The 19,083-nt window shown below is 67.1% G+C and carries 12 protein-coding genes and 1 pseudogene; 4 read left to right on the top strand and 9 right to left on the bottom strand.

Translation table 11 applies throughout. The annotated features are described in order from the left end of the window. Positions 1-2: 2 nt before the first annotated feature. Positions 3-986 carry an NAD(P)/FAD-dependent oxidoreductase gene (locus N0B71_RS03460; RefSeq protein WP_259757317.1) on the bottom strand — a complete coding sequence of 328 codons (984 nt, stop codon included), beginning with the start codon at positions 984-986 and terminating at the stop codon, positions 3-5. 273 nt (positions 987-1,259) lie between these two features. Between N0B71_RS03460 and N0B71_RS03455 the strand changes: the two genes are divergently transcribed. From N0B71_RS03455 to N0B71_RS03440, 4 genes are all read left to right on the top strand, one after another. Next, positions 1,260-2,165, top strand: a complete 906-nt coding sequence (locus N0B71_RS03455; RefSeq protein ID WP_259757316.1) for a TIGR01777 family oxidoreductase — start codon at positions 1,260-1,262, stop codon at positions 2,163-2,165. Positions 2,166-2,279: 114 nt separating this feature from the next. Next, on the top strand, positions 2,280-3,302 hold the full coding sequence (hemH, locus tag N0B71_RS03450; protein WP_259757315.1) for a ferrochelatase: 1,023 nt from the start codon (positions 2,280-2,282) through the stop codon (positions 3,300-3,302). Positions 3,303-4,106: 804 nt separating this feature from the next. Next, positions 4,107-5,471 (top strand): spinster family MFS transporter, encoded by a 1,365-nt coding sequence (locus N0B71_RS03445; protein WP_259757313.1) that lies wholly within the window; start codon positions 4,107-4,109, stop codon positions 5,469-5,471. A 100-nt stretch (positions 5,472-5,571) separates the two neighbouring features. After that, positions 5,572-6,687, top strand: coding sequence for a hypothetical protein (locus N0B71_RS03440; RefSeq protein WP_259757312.1), 1,116 nt, complete (start codon positions 5,572-5,574; stop codon positions 6,685-6,687). A 244-nt stretch (positions 6,688-6,931) separates the two neighbouring features. On the opposite strand, the gene N0B71_RS03435 is transcribed toward N0B71_RS03440, so the two are convergent. The 8 genes and pseudogenes from N0B71_RS03435 to N0B71_RS03405 form a co-directional block, all read right to left on the bottom strand. Beyond that, positions 6,932-9,988, bottom strand: coding sequence for a multidrug efflux RND transporter permease subunit (locus N0B71_RS03435; protein WP_259757310.1), 3,057 nt, complete (start codon positions 9,986-9,988; stop codon positions 6,932-6,934). Positions 9,989-10,182: 194 nt separating this feature from the next. Then, complete coding sequence (locus N0B71_RS03430; RefSeq protein ID WP_259757309.1) at positions 10,183-11,298, bottom strand: efflux RND transporter periplasmic adaptor subunit; 1,116 nt, start codon at positions 11,296-11,298, stop codon at positions 10,183-10,185. A 289-nt stretch (positions 11,299-11,587) separates the two neighbouring features. Beyond that, entirely contained in the window at positions 11,588-12,292 is a 705-nt protein-coding gene (locus N0B71_RS28210; RefSeq protein WP_442964661.1) for a methyl-accepting chemotaxis protein, read from the bottom strand. A gap of 228 nt (positions 12,293-12,520) precedes the next feature. Further along, positions 12,521-12,730: pseudogene (locus N0B71_RS28205) on the bottom strand (methyl-accepting chemotaxis protein); the annotation flags it as partial. Positions 12,731-13,639: 909 nt separating this feature from the next. Continuing rightward, positions 13,640-14,734 (bottom strand): DUF1513 domain-containing protein, encoded by a 1,095-nt coding sequence (locus N0B71_RS03420; protein ID WP_259757307.1) that lies wholly within the window; start codon positions 14,732-14,734, stop codon positions 13,640-13,642. Between the two features lie 156 nt (positions 14,735-14,890). Further along, positions 14,891-15,952: an imelysin family protein gene (locus N0B71_RS03415; RefSeq protein WP_259757306.1), complete on the bottom strand. Its 1,062-nt coding sequence runs from the start codon at positions 15,950-15,952 to the stop codon at positions 14,891-14,893. Between the two features lie 15 nt (positions 15,953-15,967). Continuing rightward, positions 15,968-17,386: a di-heme oxidoreductase family protein gene (locus N0B71_RS03410; RefSeq protein WP_259757305.1), complete on the bottom strand. Its 1,419-nt coding sequence runs from the start codon at positions 17,384-17,386 to the stop codon at positions 15,968-15,970. Positions 17,387-17,584: 198 nt separating this feature from the next. Further along, positions 17,585-18,916, bottom strand: a complete 1,332-nt coding sequence (locus N0B71_RS03405; RefSeq protein ID WP_259757304.1) for an imelysin family protein — start codon at positions 18,914-18,916, stop codon at positions 17,585-17,587. Between the last annotated feature and the right edge of the window lie 167 nt (positions 18,917-19,083).

Here is a 19,083-nt window from a genome sequence, read left to right as displayed (position 1 = left end):
GATCAGAGGTGTTCGAGCAACCGGCGGGCGGCTTCCTGGCCACTCAGCCACGCGCCTTCGACGCGGCCGGAGAGACACCAGTCGCCGCAGGCGTAGATCCCCAGGTCGGCATCGGCGAGGGCGCCGAACTGGTGCGCTTCCATCGGCCGTGCGTACAGCCAGCGGTGGGCGAGGGCGAAGTCGGGGGCGTGCACGGCGCAGCCGATCAGCTCGGCGAAAGCACCGCGCAGGTGCTCGATCACGCTTTCCTTGGGCAGGTCGATGTGCTGTTTGCTCCAGCCGCTGGCGGCGTGCAGCACCCAGGTGTCCAACTGCTCGTCGCGGCCCGGCTTGGAGTGGTTGCTGGCCAGCCAGGACAGCGGGCCCTCGTGCACGAAGCAGCCTTGCACGGGGGTATCCAGCGGCTCGCGGAAGGCCAGGGCGACGGCCCAGGTCGGTTCCATGGCAATGCTCGCGGCAGCCGCGGCGAGCTTCGGCGCGCTGGCCAGCAGGGCCGCGGCCTGGGGCGCCGGGGTGGCCACCAGCACGCGGCTGAACGGGCCGTGGGTCTGGCCCTCGGAGTCCTGCAGGTGCCAGTGTTCCTCGCCGCGGTACACCTCGGTGATACGGCAGGTGAAGGTGACGACGACGTCCTGCAGCAAGGCGCGGGTGATCGCGCTCATGCGCGGGGTACCGACCCAGCGGGGCTGTTCGTCGGGGGAGGGGCTCAGTTCTCCGTCGCGGTACTGGTACAGGGCCGGGTCCCATTCGGCGACCCAGCCGTGCTCGCGCCACTGCTGCACGGCGTCGAGAAAGCGCCGGTCGCGGGCGGTGAAGTACTGCGCACCGAGATCCAGGGCGCCGGCTTCGCTGCGCTTGCTGGCCATCCGGCCGCCGCTGCCGTGGCCCTTGTCGAAGAGCTGGACGTCCTGTCCGGCGGCTTGCAGGGCGTGGGCGGCCGAGAGTCCGGCGATACCGGTGCCAATGATGGCAATGGGGGCGCTCATGACATGCCTCGTAGTCTGTGTGCTTCAGCGTAACGAGCGGATTATTCTTGTACAAACAAAATTATCTGTACAATTGAGTGACAGCGGTTCGCGCTCGTCAACGATAGGAGTCCGATCATCGGAACCTTCGGCGCCGCGTCGGTTCATCAAAGATGAGCCCGGTCCGGGTCCCGGCCCTTACAGCGTAGACCTCGCCGTAGAGGGAGTGTCAATGCAATCGCCTGCCTCTCGTCCAGACTGATGAAGGTGGAACAACCCAGCAAGGAGTTCGCCATGCATATTCTCCTGACCGGCGGCACCGGCCTGATCGGCCGCCGCCTCTGCCGCCAGTGGAGCGCCGAGGGCCATCAGCTCACGGTGCTGAGCCGCCAGCCGCAGCGGGTCGCCTCGCTGTGCGGCGAGTCGGTGCGGGGCATTGCCGACTTCGAGGCCTATGGCGACGGGCCGCTGGACGCGGTGGTCAACCTGGCGGGCGAGCCAATCGCGGACAAGCCGTGGAGCGCCCGGCGCAAGGCCCTGCTGTGGGACAGCCGGGTGCGCCTGACCGAGCGCCTGGTGGGCTGGCTGCAGAGCCGCAGCCAGCGCCCGGCGGTCCTGATCAATGGCTCGGCGGTCGGCTGGTATGGTGACGCCGGCGAGCGTCCGCTGGAGGAAAACAGCGCGGCGGCCGGCGAGGATTTCGCCAGTGAGCTGTGCCTGGCCTGGGAGCAGATTGCCCGCGAGGCCGAGGCCCTGGGCGTTCGCGTGGTGCTGGTGCGTACCGGGCTGGTGCTGGCGCCCGAAGGCGGTTTCCTCAAGCGTCTGCTGCCGCCATTCCGCCTGGGCGCCGGCGGGCGGCTCGGGGATGGCCGGCAGTGGATGTCCTGGATTCATATCGACGATCAAATCGCCCTGATCGATTTTCTTTTGCGCAAGGCGGATGCCAGCGGTCCCTATAATGCGTGCGCGCCGCAGCCGGTGCGCAACCGCGACTTCACCCAGGAACTGGGCCAGGCGCTGCACCGGCCGACGCTGATGCACGTGCCGGGCTTTGCCTTGCGCCTGTTGCTGGGCGAGATGTCGACGCTGCTGCTGGGCGGCCAGCGCATCGTGCCGCGCCGCCTGCTGGACGCCGGCTTCGCGTTCCGCTTCCCGGAGCTCAAGGAAGCGCTGGCCGACGTACTGCGCGACGCTCGCTGAGACCCTTCGCGCCCGGTGCCTGCGGCATTGGCGACCGAGCTGTAAGAAACGGGCTGCGTGTACACTGCGCGGCCCGCACGACGACCTCCTACCGTACCGGTTTAAGGACACTGCATGACCCAAAACGCCCTCCTGCTGGTCAACCTGGGATCGCCGGCCTCCACCCAGGTCGAGGACGTGCGCCGCTACCTCGATCAGTTCCTCATGGACCCCTACGTGATCGACCTGCCGTGGCCGATCCGCCGGCTGCTGGTGTCGCTGGTGCTGCGCAAGCGCCCGGAAGAGTCCGCCCACGCCTACGCCTCGATCTGGTGGGACGAAGGCTCGCCGCTGATCGTGCTCAGCCGCCGTTTGCAGGAAGCCGTGCGGCCATTCTGGCCCCACGGTCCGGTGGAACTGGCCATGCGCTATGGCGAGCCGTCCATCGAGAAGGCGCTGCTGCGCCTGAGCCAGCAGGGCATCACCCAGGTGACCTTCGCGCCGCTCTACCCGCAGTTCGCCGACAGCACCACCACCACCGCCATCGAAGAGGCGCGCCGGGTGATGCGCGAGCACAAGCTGACGCTGGAGCTGAAGGTGCTGCCGCCGTTCTACGCCGAGCCCGAATATCGCCAGGCGCTGGTGGACAGTGTGAAGCCGTACCTTTCGCAACCCTACGACCACCTGCTGCTGAGCTTCCACGGCCTGCCCGAGTCGCACATCCGCAAGCTGGTGAAGGACAAGGGCCACGACCTTACCGCCCGTTCCAGCAAAGGCGTGCACGAGGACATCATGGCGGTCTGTTACCGTAGCCAGTGCCTGCGCACGGCCGAGGACTTCGCTGCTGGCGCCGGGCTCGAGGATGGGCGCTGGTCGGTGTCCTTCCAGTCGCGCCTGGGCCGCAACAAGTGGATCGAACCCTACACCGAGGCGCAGCTCGACAAGCTTGGCGCGCAGGGTGTGAAACGCCTGCTGGTGGTGTGCCCGGCCTTCGTCGCCGACTGCATCGAGACGCTGGAGGAAATCGGCCAGCGCGGCAACGAACAGTTCCGCGCGGGGGGTGGCGAGGAACTGGTGCTGGTGCCCTGCCTGAACGACCAGGAGCTGTGGGCGCGGGCCCTGGCGAAACTGTGCGAGCGGACGCCGCAGGCGATCTGATTCTTCGTCGGCGCGGGGCATTGCCCTCTCCCTAACCCTGGCTGCGCGCCCCGAAGGGAGAGGGGACATTCGTGCCGGTCATGCTGCAGTGCTACCCGGCGAGCCCGAATAGCTCCCTGTCCCTTCAGGGAGAGGGCGGGGGGAGAGGGTTATGTGACACCCCCATCCCCGCCACGCCGGGCCATCCCGAAACATGGCTGTTCGTAGGAACGAGGGGGACGCCCAGTTCTTGCTCGCGAACAAGCCCAGCGTCGGCGCCGCCGGTGAACTCGTTCGCGAGCAAGCTCGCTCCTACAAGGTGAAGCCCCTTCCTCGCCATGGCGGATAAAGCGTTCCGCTTTATGCGCCCTACGAACCTGCCGAGCCGTCCGGCGAGCTCGAACAGCTCCCTCTCCCTTCAGGGAGAGGGCGGGGAGAGGGATACGTGGCACCGCAATCCCCGCCACGAACGGCCATCCCGGGAATGCGCTCGCCATGGCGGATAAAGCGTTCCGCTTTATGCGCCCTACGAACCTGCCGAGCCTTCCGGCGAGCTCGAACAGCTCCCTCTCCCTTCAGGGAGAGGGCGGGGGAGAGGGATATGTGGCAGCGCCATACTCGCCACGCAGGGTCATCCCGGACATTCCTGATGCTCGCTCCTACACATCAAAACCCGCCGTCCAATCCCTGACCACCCATCCATCAGCCAATGGCCGACGCGCGCATTCAGAGACCTGATAGTGCGCGCGCGAATCGTTCGCACTGCCTACTCTGCGGGTTCTCCCTTCGCCTTCGCCGCGATTGGCGGCGTTTCAGGAGCCCGGCATGAACAACAACAATAACGGCTACCCCTCCAGTGCCGTGGCCTGGTCCACGGTTGCGATCCTCATGGTCGCCTATGTGCTTTCCTTCATCGACCGGCAGATTCTCAACCTGCTGGTCGGCCCCATCCGTCGCGATCTGGAGATCAGCGACACGCAGATGAGCCTGCTGATGGGCCTCTCCTTCGCGCTGTTCTACACGCTGTGCGGCATCCCCCTCGGGCGCATGGCCGACAGCCGCAGCCGCCGCGGGCTGATCACCGTCGGCGTGCTGATCTGGAGCGCGATGACGGCCGCCTGCGGCCTGGCGCGGCAGTACTGGCACTTCCTGCTGTTCCGCGTCGGTGTCGGCGTGGGCGAGGCGGCCCTGTCGCCGGCGGCCTATTCGCTGATCGCCGACAGCTTCCCGGCGCAGCGCCGCGCCACCGCCATCAGCGTCTACTCCATGGGCATCTACCTGGGCTCGGGGCTGGCCTTCCTGCTCGGCGGGCTGGTGATCAAGTTCGCCTCCGCCCAGGGCGACGTGCATCTGCCGGTCCTCGGTGAGGTGCGCCCGTGGCAGTTGATCTTCCTGATCCTCGGCGCCGCCGGTGTGCTCTTCACCCTGCTGATGCTCGCGGTGAAGGAACCGACCCGCCGCGGCGTCGGCGCCGGCGTGGTGGTGCCGATGAGCGAAGTGGGCGCCTACCTGCGCGCCAACCGCAAGACCGTGCTGTGCCACAACTTCGGCTTCGCCTGCATCTCCTTCGCCAGCTACGGCAGCGGCGCCTGGGTGCCGACCTTCTTCGTCCGCACCTACGGTTGGGACGCCGGCCACGTCGGGGTGGTCTACGGCAGCATCGTCGCGGTGTTCGGCTGCCTGGGCATCGTCTGCGGCGGTCGCCTGGCGGACTACTGGGCCAAGCGCGGGCGCACCGATGCGAACATGCGTGTCGGCCTGCTGGCGGCCATCCTGGCCATTCCGCTGAGCCTGGTCTATCCGCTGCTGGACAGCGGCAACGCGGCGGCGGCGATGATGGCGCCCATCGTGTTCTTCCTCAGCATGCCCTTCGGCGTCGCCCCGGCGGCGATCCAGGAAATCATGCCCAACTCCATGCGCGGCCAGGCCTCGGCCATCTACCTCTTCGTCGTCACCCTGCTGGGCCTGGGCATCGGCCCGACCGCCATCGCCCTGGTGACCGACTACGTGTTCGCCGACGACATGGCGCTGCGCTACTCGCTGCTGATCGTCAGCGTGGTGGCCCTGTTGGCCGGTGCGCTGCTGCTGGCCAGCGGTCTGAAGCCCTACCGCGCCAGCCTGGAACACCTCAAGAGCTGGAGCCTGAAAGGCGAGCGCGAGAGTGGTGCGATGCAGCGCCAGCCGGCCTGATCGTTCCTCCGCAAGATCGAGCCCCCGCGCAGCGATGCGCGGGGGCTTTTCGTTGGCCGTGGCACAATGCGCCGGGAGATGGATCTAAAGGGAGGTTTCCATGCAGGGGAAGAGCAGGCGCCGAGGGTTGCTGGCCCTGGCGGCGCTGGCGCTGAGCGGTTCGGCGGCAGCGGATGAGCCGTGGGTGGCGTTCACCCAGAACGAACTGATCGGATTCAAGGATGCGCAGGGCGCGGTGAAGATTGCGCCGACACTCAGCCCGATGTTCACCATGGCCCGGCGCTTCGAGCACATCATCGCCACCGGCGAGGAAACCGCCGATGGCTACCGGACGTTTTACCTGCTGCGTGACGGCCGCCAGGTGGCGCCGGATGCGCTCTACGTCTTCGACAACGCGCCGATCTGCGAGAGCGAGAACAGCATCCGTTTCCGCGACCGTCAGCACGACAAGGTCGGCGTCCTCGACGGCCACGGCCAGGTGCTCATCCCCGCGGAGCTGAGCGACGCCACGGCCATGCGCAACGGCATGCTGGTGGCACTCAAGGGCGCTACGCGCCACTGCGCCGATGCGGGCGTGACGCTGCAGCAGTGCGAGCACAAGGGCTGGAGCGGCGGCACGGAAGTGCTGCTCGACCGCCACGGCAGGACGCTGGTGGAGCGCTTCGACAGCAGCCGCGCCGCCGCGCTGGACTGGTTCTCGATGCAGGCAAGCGACCAGCCTGCGAGCGACCCGCGCCGGGTGTCGTTCAAGGGCGTCGATGGGCGCTACCTCAGCTTCGTCGACATCGAGAAGGACTTTGCTGTCTGGTTCAAGGACGAGTTCCTGGCACACCTCGATGACGCCTCGCTCAAGGCGAACAGTTATCCACAGCTGTGGAGCGGGCAGGGCGGCGAGCCGCTGGAGGACTGGCAGGCCGCCCCGGTGGATGCAGCGCTGCGCGAACACGGGGCGCAGCTGCGTGCGCGACTGCAAGCCCTGCGGACATCGATGAACTACGGTGTGCGCCAGGACGACATGGGCTGGCCCTTCGACCCCGAGCGTGACCCGCAGTATTTCGACGGTTGCGGCGAGTTCGCCCAGTGGAAGACGCCCAAGGTCTCGGCCATGGAGCACTGGCAGCAGGGCTCGTTCGAGCCGGGCAAGCACGCCAGCTTCGACTTCATCCGCACTGCCCAGGGGTATCGGCTGGTGGCGTTTTCCCTCCCCCCACCGTAATGGCTTTGCCGGAGATTTCCTGTAGGGGGAGCGGTCTTCTTCCGGAACATTGGCGCCGGAACGTCCCCTCACCCCAACCCTCTCCCGGAGGGAGAGGGGGCTGGCCGTGCCGGCTGACGCCTCGGTTTCATCCTGTGCCAAACGGTCCCCTCTCCCTCTGGGAGAGGGCTAGGGTGAGGGCTTGTCCGAGCGTAGATCTAACTGACGCGCCAGAAAAAAGCCCCGCTGATGCGGGGCTTTTCATTCAATGCGCCGTGGCCGGCGCGGGGGCTTCGGCGGGCCTCTTGTCCGGCTTGGCCAGCAGCGTGTACACGCAGGGCAGCACGAACAGGGTGAACAGCGTGCCCACGCTCATGCCGGTGGCGATGACGATGCCGATGTCGAAGCGGCTCACCGCGCCGGCGCCGGTGGCGAGCAGCAGGGGAATCACCCCGAGCACCATGGCGGCGGTGGTCATCAGCACCGGGCGCAGGCGGATCGCCGCGGCTTCTTCCACCGCCTCGCGCACCGACAATCCGCGCTCGTGGCGCAGCTGGTTGGCGAACTCGACGATGAGGATGCCGTGCTTGCTGATCAAGCCGATCAGCGTCACCAGCCCCACCTGGGTATAGATGTTCAGGCTCGACAGACCGAGGAACAGCGGGATCAGCGCGCCGCAGATCGACAGCGGCACGGTGACCATGATCACCAGCGGATCGCGGAAGCTCTCGAACTGCGCCGCCAGCACCAGGAAGATCACCGCCAGCGCCAGGGCGAAGGTGATCATCAGCGCGCTGCCTTCCTGCACGAACTGCCGCGACGCGCCGGCGTAGTCGAAGGAGAAGCCGCGCGGCGACTCCTGCTCGGCGATGCCGCGCACCGTGTCGATGGCCTCGCCCATGCTGACCATCGGCACGCCGGAGATGATCGCCGAGTTGAGCTGCTGGAACTGGTTGAGCTGGCGCGGGCGGGCGCGCTCGTGGAAGGTCACCAGGGTGGACAGCGAGATCAGCTGGCCGCTCTGGCTCTTCACGTAGTAGTTGTTCAGCCAGCCCGGGTTGTCGCGGTAGGCGCGCTCGACCTGGGCGATCACCTTGTAGCTGCGCCCGTCGATGGTGAAGCGGTTGATCTCGCCTTCCCCCAGCAGCGCCCCCAGGGCAACGCCCAGGTCCTGCATCGACACGCCCATCTGCGCGGCCTTGGCGCGGTCGATGTCGACCACCAGCTCCGGCTTGTCGAAGGCCAGGTCGAGGTCGAGGAAGGCGAACTTGCCCGACTCCTCCGCGCGCTTCTTCACCCGCTCGGCCACCTGCAGCAGTGACTGATAGTCGCTGGCGGTGTTGATCACGAACTGGAACGGCAGGCCCTCGCCGGTGCCCGGCAGCGACGGCAGGTTGAAGCCGAAGATCTGCAGCCCGGGGATCTTGTCCAGCTCGCCCTGCACCGCCTGCAGCAGCTCCATCTGGCTGCGCTCGCGCTCGTCCCAGGGCTTGAGCAGCATGCCGCCAATACCCGTCTGCACGCCGTTGTAGCCGTTGATCTGGAACGCCGAATAGTACTCGGGGAACTGGCGGAAGATGCCCTCGAACTCGGCGGTGTACTTCGACAGGTAGTCGAGGTTCGCCGTCTGCGGCGCGTTGGCCATGAGGAAGACGATGCCCTGGTCTTCCTCCGGCGCCAGTTCCTTGTGGGTGAACATCATCAGCAGCGGGATGATCGCCAGCACCAGCACGGCGAACACGACGACCACCGGACGGCTGTTCAGCGTGCCGTGCAACAGGCGCTGGTAGCGCACCTTCAGGCCTTCGAAGATGAGGTCCAGGCGATGGGCCAGGCCGCTGGGATTCTCGTCGTGGCGCAGCAGGCGCGAGCACATCATCGGCGACAGGGTCAGGGCGACGATGCCGGAGATGATCACCGCGCCGGCGAGGGTGAAGGCAAATTCCTTGAACAGCGCGCCGGTCAGGCCGCTCAAGAAGCCGATGGGCGCGTACACGGCGGCCAGGGTGATGGTCATGGTCACCACCGGCACGGCGATCTCCCGCGCGCCCTCGATGGCGCCCTGGAACGGCGACTTGCCCTCCTCGATGTGGCGGTGGATGTTCTCCACCACCACGATGGCGTCGTCCACCACCAGGCCGATGGCGAGCACCATCGCCAGCAGCGTCAGCAGGTTGATCGAGTAGCCCATCATCTGCATGAAGAACAGCACGCCGATCATCGACAGCGGGATGGTCACCACCGGGATGATCACCGAGCGCAGCGCGCCGAGGAACAGGAAGACCACGACGATGACGATCAGGATCGCCTCGCCCAGGGTCTTCACCACTTCGTCGATGGACGCCTGGATGAAGCGCGTGGCGTCGTAGGCGATGGACACCTGCAGACCCGGCGGCAGCTGCTCTTCCAGTTCCGGCATCTTGGCGCGGACTTCCTTGATCACGTCCAGCGGGTTGGAGCTGGGCGTGCCCTTGATGCCGATGTACACCGAGGGGATGCCGTTGAACGAGCTGACCGCGTCGTAGCTGGCGGCGCCCAGTTCGATGCGCGCCACGTCGCCCATCAGCACGCGGCGATCGCCCGCGGTCTTCAGCGGAATGGCGGCGAAGGCTTCCGGGGATTTCAGGTCGGTGGAGGCGTTCACCGAGGTGACCACCAGCTCACCCTTCACCTCGCCGGCGGCGGAGAGGAAGTTGTACTGGCGCACCGCATCGGCCACATCGCCGGCGGTGACGCCGTAGGCGGCCATCTTCACCGGGTCCAGCCACAGGCGCATGGCGAACACCTGGTTGCCGAGGATCTCCGCCTCGGCGATGCCCGGCAGCGTGGCGAGCTTGGGCTGGATCACCCGCGAGAGGTAGTCGGTGATCTGCGGGTTGTTCATCTGCTCGCTGAAGAAGCTGATGTACATCAGCGCCGAGGCGTCGGCGGCTTCCTTGTCCAGCACCGGGTCCTCGGCGTCGGGCGGCAGCTGGGTCTTCACCTCGCCGATCTTCGACAGTAGCTCGGTGACCAGGCGATCGGTGTTGGCGCCGATGTGCGCATAGATCGAGATCACCGAGTAGTTCTGCCGGCTCACCGAGGTCATGTAGTCGATGCCTTCGGCGCTGGCGAGGCTCTGCTGCAGCGGCTGGGTGATGTAGCCCTGGATGGTTTCGGCGTTGGCGCCGGCATAGAAGGTGGTGACGGTGATCAGCGCGTTTTCCATCTGCGGATATTCGCGGATCACCAGCTTGCTGAAGGCCTGCATGCCGAGCAGGACGATCAGCAGGCTGACCACGGTCGCCAGCACGGGGCGACGAATAAAGGGATCGGTAAACATGCTCTCAATCCTTCCTGGTTGGATTTGCTGCGCGTCGGCCATGCGGCGTTGGAGCGGTGTGGAGAAATGCTCATTGGCTGCAGCCAACTCCGCTTTCGCCACACCGCTCCGCCTTGCCTGGCTCTAGCTCGCGAAATCCGGGCAGAGCGGTTGTCTCTGGCTGCCCTCGCCGGGGGCGAGGACAGTGCTGTGCGTTACTGCGGGTCCTTGACGATGGCCACGGCGGTGCCGTTGTCCAGCTTCAGCTGGCCGGAGGTCACCACTTCTTCGCCGGGCTTCAGGCCCTCGAGGATCACCACGCTGCCTTCGCGGCGTTCGCCGGTCTTGACGAAGCGACGTTCGACTTCCAGCTTCGGCGCGTCGGCCTTGGCCTCGTCGGCCTTCTCGCCGTCCTTGGGCTTGTGCGGCACCACCACGTACACCGAGTTGCCGTACAGGGTGAAGGCCACGGCGGTCTCGGGGACCACCACGCGCGGCGCGCTGTCCGGCAGCTGGACTTCCAGGTTGGCGAACATCCCCGGCAGCAGCTTGCCGTCGGGGTTGGCCATGCTGGCGCGGACCAGCAGGTTGCGCGTCTGGTTGTCCACCCGCGGGCTGATGGCGTCGATCTGCGCATCGAAGCTCTGGCCCGGATAGGCCGCCACGCGCACCACCACCTTCTGCCCGCGCTTGAGCAGCGGGAAGTCCTGCTCGGGCAGGAAGAAATCCACCTGCAGGGTGGAAAGGTCCTGCAGGGTGACGATCTCGGTGCCGGGGGATACGTAGTCGCCGACGTCCACCTGACGGATGCCGATGGTGCCGGAGAAGGGCGCGAGGATGCGCTTCTTCGCCAGCGCCGCGCGCAGTTGCGCGACGGTGGCGGTGGAGCGGTTCAGCTGGGCGGCGAGGCGGTCGTACTCGCTCTTGGAAATGGCCTGGCGGCCCACCAGGCTCTTGCCGCGCTCGTACTCCACCTGGGCCAGGCCGAGGTCTGCCTCGGCGGTGCGCAGGGTCGCCTGTTCGACGTCGGATTCCAGCTGCACCACCGGCTGGCCGACCTTGACCTTGTCGCCGGAGACGAACTGCACCGCGCTGACCGTCCCGGACACCTCGGCAGTCAGGGTCACGCCCTGGATCGCGCGCAGGGTGCCGATGGCCTGCAGGCGGCTCTGCCAGTCGCGTTCCTCGGCCGGGGCGGCGTTCACGCTCACCGGCGGGCGCGGCGCCGAGAACATGGCGATCTGTTTCTTGATGGAGAGGTATTTCGAGCCGGCGAGCACCGCAACGATGACGGCAACCACGCCCAGCATGATCAGCATGCGGCGCAACATCTTCCTGTTCCTTGGTACGTGCCTGGCAGCAATCGGGCGCGATCGCTCGTCCGGGTTTTGCCGGGCGGCCTTCCGTTCGCGCAGATGTCGATCAGGCTATGAAGCCGATACGGGGGACGCCCCATTGCGGGGCGGAATTGCGCACCTTATGCCTGAAACGATGGATAGTCAAAGGGCTGCGATTACAAGAGGTTTCGCGCGAAAAGTCAGGTCGTTTACGGCAGATGTGCGCTGGAACGGTGCGGCGGGTGGAGCGGGGAAGGGAGCCACATCCCTGTGGCGAAGCGGATCAGGCGCTGAGCTTGCGGGTGACGTCCGCCAGTTCGCCGGAGAGGCCATGCAGGTGGCGGCTGGCGCCCTGGGTGCGCACCACGTTTTCCTCGTTGGTGGCGCCGATGGCGGTGATCTCGGTGAGGTTGCGCGAGATGTCCTCGGCGACCGAGGTCTGCTCTTCGGCGGCGGTGGCGATCTGCCGGTTCATGTCGCGGATCGCTTCCACGGCCTGGGTGATGCTGCGCAGCACTTCGCCGGCCTGGGTCACGCGTTCCACGCCTTGTTCACTGCGGGTCTGGCCGCTCTCGATGGCGCGCAGGGCGTTCATCGAGCCGGTCTGCACGGTGTCGATGATCTGGTGGATCTCGGCGGTGGACTCGGCGGTGCGCTGGGCGAGGGTTCGCACTTCGTCGGCGACCACGGCGAAACCACGCCCGGCTTCGCCCGCACGGGCGGCCTCGATGGCGGCGTTGAGCGCCAGCAGGTTGGTCTGGTCGGCGATGCCGCGGATCACTTCGAGCACCTTGCCGATGCGCCCGCTGTCGCTTTCCAGGCGGCGGATGACGTCGGCGGTGTTGGCGATCTCGTTGCTCATCTCGGTGATGGTGACGATGGTGGTCTTCATCACTTCGCCGCCTTGCTGGGCGTGCTGGTCGGCGTCGTCCGCGGCGCGCGCGGCATCGGAGGCGTGGCGCGCGACTTCCTGGGCGGTGGCGGACATCTCGTGCATCGCCGTGGCCACCTGGTCGGTGCGCGAGAACTGCTCGCGGGTGCCTTCGGCCATCAGGGTGGCGATGGCGTTCAGCTCGCCGCTGGCGGTGTCCAGCTCGGTGGTGCTGTGCTTGAGGCGGGTGAAGGTCTCGGCGAGGAAGTCGCGCAGGGTGTTGGCGGCGCGGGCCAGGCGGCCCAGCTCGTCGCGGCGGCTGGCATCGACGCGCTCGCCGAAGTTGCCTTCGCTGAGCTGGGCGATGTGCTCGATCAGGCGGGCGATCGGGCCGACCAGGTTGCGGTTGACCAGCCACAGGCTGAGCAGGCCCAGCGCGATGCCCGAAAGCAACAGGACCAGGGTGCCGCTGACGACGGTGCTGTCGGCGCTGGCGGAGATGCTCCTGGCCTGCTCGACGGCATCGTGGTGCAGGCTCTCCACCAGGGCGGCCATCTGCTCGCTGGCGGCGCGGTCGATGCCCTTCACCGCGGCATCCCCGGCGCGCGGGTCGCTGCCGGCGGCGACATAGGCGTCGCGGCCCTTGCGGTAGGCCTGGCCGAGCTGGCGGTGCTCGTCGCGCAGGCGGGTGACCTGGGCCTTGAGCTGCGCATCGTCGGCGGCGTTCTGCTCCAGTCGGCCGAGCACGTCCTGCACGGCGCGTTCCTGTTCCTCGAACTGGCTCCAGTATTTGTTCAGGTCGGCAGACTGCTGGCCGCGCAGCAGGACGTTCTTCCATTCCTGCACCTGGGCCTTGAAGGCCAGGTTGGCCTGGTCGACCAGTTGCGAGGATTGCAGCGGGCCGTCCAGCAGGCGCTGGTAGGCGCTGACGCTGCCGGAAAGGAAGTGGAAGCAGGCAAGGGCGATCAGCAGCACGAGCAGCAGGCTACCGCCCAGCAGCGACAGGATCTGGGTACGCAGGGAAGTGTTGGGGGACATCGTGTTTACGCCTCTAAGACGCAGGGTGGGAATCGGTCAGCCTTTGCATCGGCCGGGTGGCTGTCTTCCTGAGTCCAGGGAGACGAGTGGTAGGGGGCGGGGCGGTCTGGGACGGGCGTTCTGGCTTGTTGCCATGAGTTGTCGACGGCGTAGGAGCGGATTCATCCATGATCGCTTCCCGGCGGCTCCGAGCTTGACGGTTGCACATCGCGGACGGAGTCCGCTCCTACGGGAAACGTCTGTACACGGGCCGGCCCTCACCCTGGCCCTCTCCCGGAGGGAGAGGGGACCCAATGGTGCAGGATGAAAGCACAGCGTCAGCCGGCACGGCCTGCCCCCTCTCCCTGAGGGAGAGGGTTGGGGTGAGGGGGAAATGCAGGCGCCGAATTATCTGGGAGAAGACAGTTGCTCCTACGCTCGCCGGAGTCAGGCCAGGTGCAGGTGGTTGTCCCAGAAGGCCGGAGGCAGCTCCAGCGGGGTGCCGGCGATGCGTTCGCCGCGGCAGTCGTAGAAGCGGCAGCGGCCCTGGCCGGAGGTGACGACGAAGCCGTCCTTCACCGCGCCGACGCCGGCGCAATCGGGCAGCGGCGCGTCCAGGCGCACGGCGCCGGAGTCCAGGTCCCAGATGAAGAAGCGGTTGCCGCGCGGGGCGGTGAGCGCGACCAGGCGCAGGTCGTTGTGTACCGCGACGCTGGCGGTGTACTGGGCCATGGCCAGGCGTTGTTCATCGGCCAGCGGGAAGGCCTGGAAGGCTTCGCCGGGGCGCTTGATGGCAAGCAGGTCGGCGCGGTCGTGGGCGTCGCCCATGTACTGCTGCCCGGCGACGATGGTGCCGTCCGCGGCGATGGCCAGGTGGCGCACGCTGTTCATCTGCTGCGGCAGGGTTTCCTTGGAGATCAGCGCGCCGTCGCGCCGCATCAGCACCAGGCTCGGCTCCATGGCGTCGAGGTTCATCTCCACGCGGCTCTCGGCTTCGGTGCGGATACCGCCGTTGGCCACCACCAGGGTCTCGCCGTCGGGCATCCAGGACACCTGGTGCGGGCCGAGGCCGTGGGTGGAGACCTCGCCGGTGTGGCTCAGGCGCTCACCGTCGAAGCGGTACACGCCGAGCAGGCCGCGCCCAGGGTCGGTGGTGTCGTTCTCGGTGGCGTAGAGCCACTCGCCGTCCTTGTGCCACACGCCGTGGCCATAGAAATGGCGGTCGGCCTGCGAGTCCAGGGTCTGCAGCAGGCGGCCGTCGTTCAGGTCGATCAGGTAGCTCTGCCGGCCCGGGCGGCGGGCGACGAACAGCGCCAGCGGCAGGCTGGGGTGCTGCACCACGTCGTGGCAGCGCAGGCCGACCTCGGTGGCGAAGGCGCAGCTGCCGTCCAGGCGATAGCCCACGGCGTAGTGCTTGCCGTCCGCGTCATCACGGGCGGACAGCACTAGGGGCTCCTTGCCCTTGCGTGACAGCGTCCAGCCGCCGAAGGTCAGGGCGCCGAGCAGCAGGCTGCCCAGGCCGATCACGTGACGTCGCAACATGGCTTGCACCTCTATCACTTCTTTCATCCCATCGATCGTGCGAGCTGGAGCCAGGCGGGAAGGTATGGCGGATGCGGCGTTGGCTCCAACGGAGCTATCCGACGCACCTCTTCAACCTCTCACGGCAGACGCATGGCCGACGCGCAGCCGATCGAATCAATCCCCGTCGTTGGCGTTGAAGCCCAACTGCACGCCCAGCGCCTTGGCGAGATCACTTTCGTGCAGGCGGTGGACGACGTTGAGGCTGTCGTACAGCTCGTTCAGCTGTTTGATGCCGGCGTCGTCCTTGAGCAGTTCGCTCAGCGGCTGGTTGATCGCCTTCAGCTTGCCGTGGACGTCGGCGTAGGCCGCGTCGATCTTGCCGGCCAGCTCTTTCTGCTCGGCCGGCAGCAGGGCGCGCAGCCCCTTGTTGTCGGTGCCGTTCCACAGCGCCTGGGCGCCGGTCAGGCTGGCGTCCAGGCTCGCCAGCGACATGTCGCTGCGCCAGCCCTCGGCCTGGAACGGCTGCGGGATGCCCTTGCTCTGGCGGCCCAGCGGGGTGCCGAGTTTCTTCTTCAGCATGTCCAGCGCGGTGACCTGCACGCGCAGCAGCTCGGCGATGGCCTCGTGGGCATCGGCGTAGCGCTCGTTGGGGAACTTGGAGAGCTGGGCGAGCATGCCGCCGTCCTGCTTCCACTGCGCCAGGATGCTTTCGGCGAGGGATTGCTGGTGCGTGGCGATGGCTTCCAGCAGCGGGCAATAGCGCGCCTTGGTCTCGGCGTTGGCGAGGTCGATCCTGGCGTCGAAGAGGATGTATTCGTAGGCGGTCAGGCCCTGCACCACGACGCTGGACTTATCCAGGGTCGCCGGGGAAATCGCGTTGCCGCTGCCCAGCAATTGCTCGACCTGGCGCGCCACGAGGTTCTTCTTGTCGGGCCAGAACTGCACCTGCCAGGCGCGGTTTCCCTCGGCCAGCGGGCCGACCAGCAGCGGTTGCAGCTCGGCCCAGGCCTTCTGCGCAGCCATGAAGTCAGCGCGGGCCTTGGCGAGGTCTTCCTTGCCCTGGCAGTACGCCAGGGCACTGGCGGCCAGCGCGCGGTCGGCATCGACCCAGCGGCTGTAGGTCGGCAGGATCACCTGCTGGGCCAGCGTGGCGCTGGTGGTCGCCTGCGGGTCGATGGGCGAACAGGCGCCCAGGGCGATGGCGAGGCTGGTGATCAGAAGACGGGGGCGGAACATGGTGGGCTCGGCTCCTTAGAGTGAGTTCAGGAACGCCAGCAGGGCATCGCGCTGCCCGGCGTCGAAATTCAGTACGCGTTGCTTTGCCGCTTCGGCTTCGCCGCCGTGCCAGAGCACGGCTTCGAGCGGGTTGCGGGCGCGGCCGTCATGCAGGAACTGGGTGTGGCCGTTGACCGTCTCGGTCAGGCCGATGCCCCACAGCGGCGCCGTGCGCCAGTCGCGGCCGCTGGCGAGAAATTCCGGGCGATTGTCCGCCAGTCCCTCGCCCATGTCATGCAGCAGCAGGTCGCTGTAAGGGCGGATGACCTGGTTGGCCAACTCGGGTTCGGCGGCGTTGGCGCCGGTGGTGAACGTGGGCGTGTGACAGCTGGCGCAGCCGCTGTCGAAGAACAGTCCCTTGCCGGTGAGCACCTGCGGGTCGTCCACCTTGCGCCGCGCCGGCACCGCGAGGTTGCGCGCGTAGAAGGCGACCTGGTCGAAGATGTGCTGGCTGACTTCCGGCTTGCCGCCGTCGATGGCCTTCCGGCAGTCGACCTGGGCGGGCGTGCAGTCGTCGCTGGGCAGCAGGTCGGTGGTCAGGCCCATGTCGCCGGAGAAGGCGTGGGCGTTCTGCTGGGCGACGTTGGGTTGCCCGGCCTTCCAGCCGAAGCGGCCGAGGACGGTTTCCTGCCGGGCGTCGTCCCACACCCGGTTGGGCCGGCCGCGCACGCCGTCGCTGCCCTTGGCCTGTTGCTCGGCGTTGGCGAGGATGTCCGCCTCGCTGATGGATTCCAGCAGGCCCAGGCCGATCATCGGCGGGGCGATGCGCGCGGAAAACATCGTGTCCTGGTGCATCGGCCCGTAGCCCAGGTCGCTGATGCGCAGCCTGGGTTTGCGCAGCTCGACCACGGTGCCGTCCTTGAAGGTCACCGGCACCGGGTCGTAGTCCACCCGCACCTTGCCCTCGGGCGCCACGCCGGGGATGGCGGAGTCCTGGAACTGGCCGCCGTACACCGGCTCGGGCACCACGCCCAGGCGCTTGATGGTCTCGACGTCGGCGGAACCGGCGGGAATCGACAGGCGCACCAGCATCGACACCGCGTTGACGTCGTTCGGCTCCGGCGGATGCCCGCGGCCGTCCTTGATGTGGCAGTTCTGGCAGGCGTTGGTGTTGAACAGCGGGCCGAGGCCGTCGCGCGCGGTGGTGGTGCTCGGCGCGATGACCCAGGGGTTGCGGAAGAAGCTGTTGCCCACGCTGAAGTCCAGGCGGCGGCTCGGCGTGAGGTTGGCCGAGGGCATGGAGTAGGCGTTGCGGTCGCTCTGCTTCACCGTGGCGGCGCCGCCGGACAGGGATTCGCCGGGCTCGGCCACGGCGTGCTGGGAGGTCTCCGGCTTGCACGCGGCAAGGCTTAGGGCAGACAGCACGAGGCACAGGGCGGTACGGCGGTGGAGCATCGACAGGATCCGAAAGCGGCAGGTGGCAGCGCGCCATGGTAGCAGGGGTGTCAAATGCAAATATGAAAAATTTGTATTCGCGAACGACAACTTGTGCCGTCCGTGAACGACGAAGCCCCGCAGGGCGGGGCTTCGTAGGAGGCTGGCCGGTCGCTGCGGCGTGGAGCCGCAGCGCGTCAAGCCATCAGGATGCGCGGATCAGAACTGGTGATCGGCGTTGTCCGGCTTGAGGTCCTGCACGCCGACCGCGGTGGCGGCCTTCTCGATGGCGCCGGTCTGCTTGACCAGCGAGGCGATGGCGTCGCGGATCTTCTGCTGATCGTCCTTGTCTTCCGGGGCGATCATCTGGTCGAAGTGCACACCGTCCTTCTCGGCACGGTCGACGATGACCTGCATCTTGGCTTCGGTGTTGGCCAGGTCCGCCTTCAGGTCGGCATCGGCCTGGGCATCGACCTTGGCCACCAGGTCGGACAGGCTCGGGCCCTTCACGACGCTGCCGTCGGTGCGCTTGTATTCGCCGGTGTAGATGTTGCGGATGCTCTTGGCGTTGAAGAACAGGGTGTTGTGGGTGTTGTCGCTGAAGCAGTCGTGCTCGTCTTCGGTGGAGTTGGCTTCCAGCGCGACCTTCATGCGCTCGCCCGCCAGCTCGCCCAGGGACAGCGAACCCATGCCGAAGAACATCTTGCGCAGGTTGTTCTCGGCACTGTCGGCCTCGACCTTGGCGCGGTAGTTGTCGGCGACGCCGGCCTTGAAGTTGCCGTGCATTTCCTCGAGGTCGGAGACCAGCAGGTCGGTGACGGCCTTCAGGTAGGCGGCGCGGCGGTCGCAATGACCGTTGGTGCAGTCCTTGCCCTGGGCGTAGTCGGTGTACTTGCGGTCGCCCGCGCCCGGCTTGGTGCCGTTCAGGTCCTGGCCCCAGAGCAGGAATTCGATGGCGTGGTAGCCGGTGGCGACGTTGGCTTCGGAGCCGCCCAGCTCGTTCAGGCCCTTGAGCTTCTCGCCGGTGATTTCCTTGACGTCGATCTTGTCTTCGCCGACCTGGATCTCGGTGTTGGCGATGATGTTGGCGCTCGCGCCTGCGTTGCCTTCGGCGTGCTGGTAGTCCTTGGCGACGTAGTCGATCAGGCCTTCGTCCAGCGGCCAGGCGTTCACCGCGCCTTCCCAGTCATCGATGATCGAGTTGCCGAAGCGGAAGGCTTCGCTCTGCGAGTAGGACGGGCGCGAAGCGATCCAGGCGGCGCGGGCGGCCTTCAGGGTTTCCTCGCTGGGCTTGGCGATTAGCGCGTCGACGGCGCTCTGCAGGGCCTTGGCGGTGGTCAGGGCGTCGCCGTAGGTGGCTTCGGCGATGTCCAGGTAGTTTTTCACCACGGCCTTGACCGCGGCCTCGTCGACCTTGGCGGCCGCCGGTGCAGTGCTCTGGGTGCTGGCAGCCGGCGCGGCGGGGGCTTCGGCTTTCTTGTCATCGCCGCAGCCGGCGAGGGAAATGGCAATGGCGAGCAGGCTGGCAGTGGCCCAGGGCATACGAGTCATGACGGGTTCCTTTGCATGGAAAAGAGGCGCACGAAAAAGGACTGCGCAAGAAAATCTGCAACATAATGCGAAAGATTTGCATTTTTGAAAAGAGAGATCGGTGGCACCGCTCGATCACGGGGCCTGCAGGTTGCTATCAGCGACGCGAAATGGGCTCTTCGTAGGAG

The sequence above is a fragment of the Pseudomonas sp. GCEP-101 genome, from assembly GCF_025133575.1.
GTDB classification, from domain to species: Bacteria; Pseudomonadota; Gammaproteobacteria; order Pseudomonadales; family Pseudomonadaceae; genus Pseudomonas; species Pseudomonas nitroreducens_B.
The sequence above is the reverse complement of the archived record's forward strand: the minus strand, read 5'-3'. Positions and strand labels throughout refer to the sequence as shown.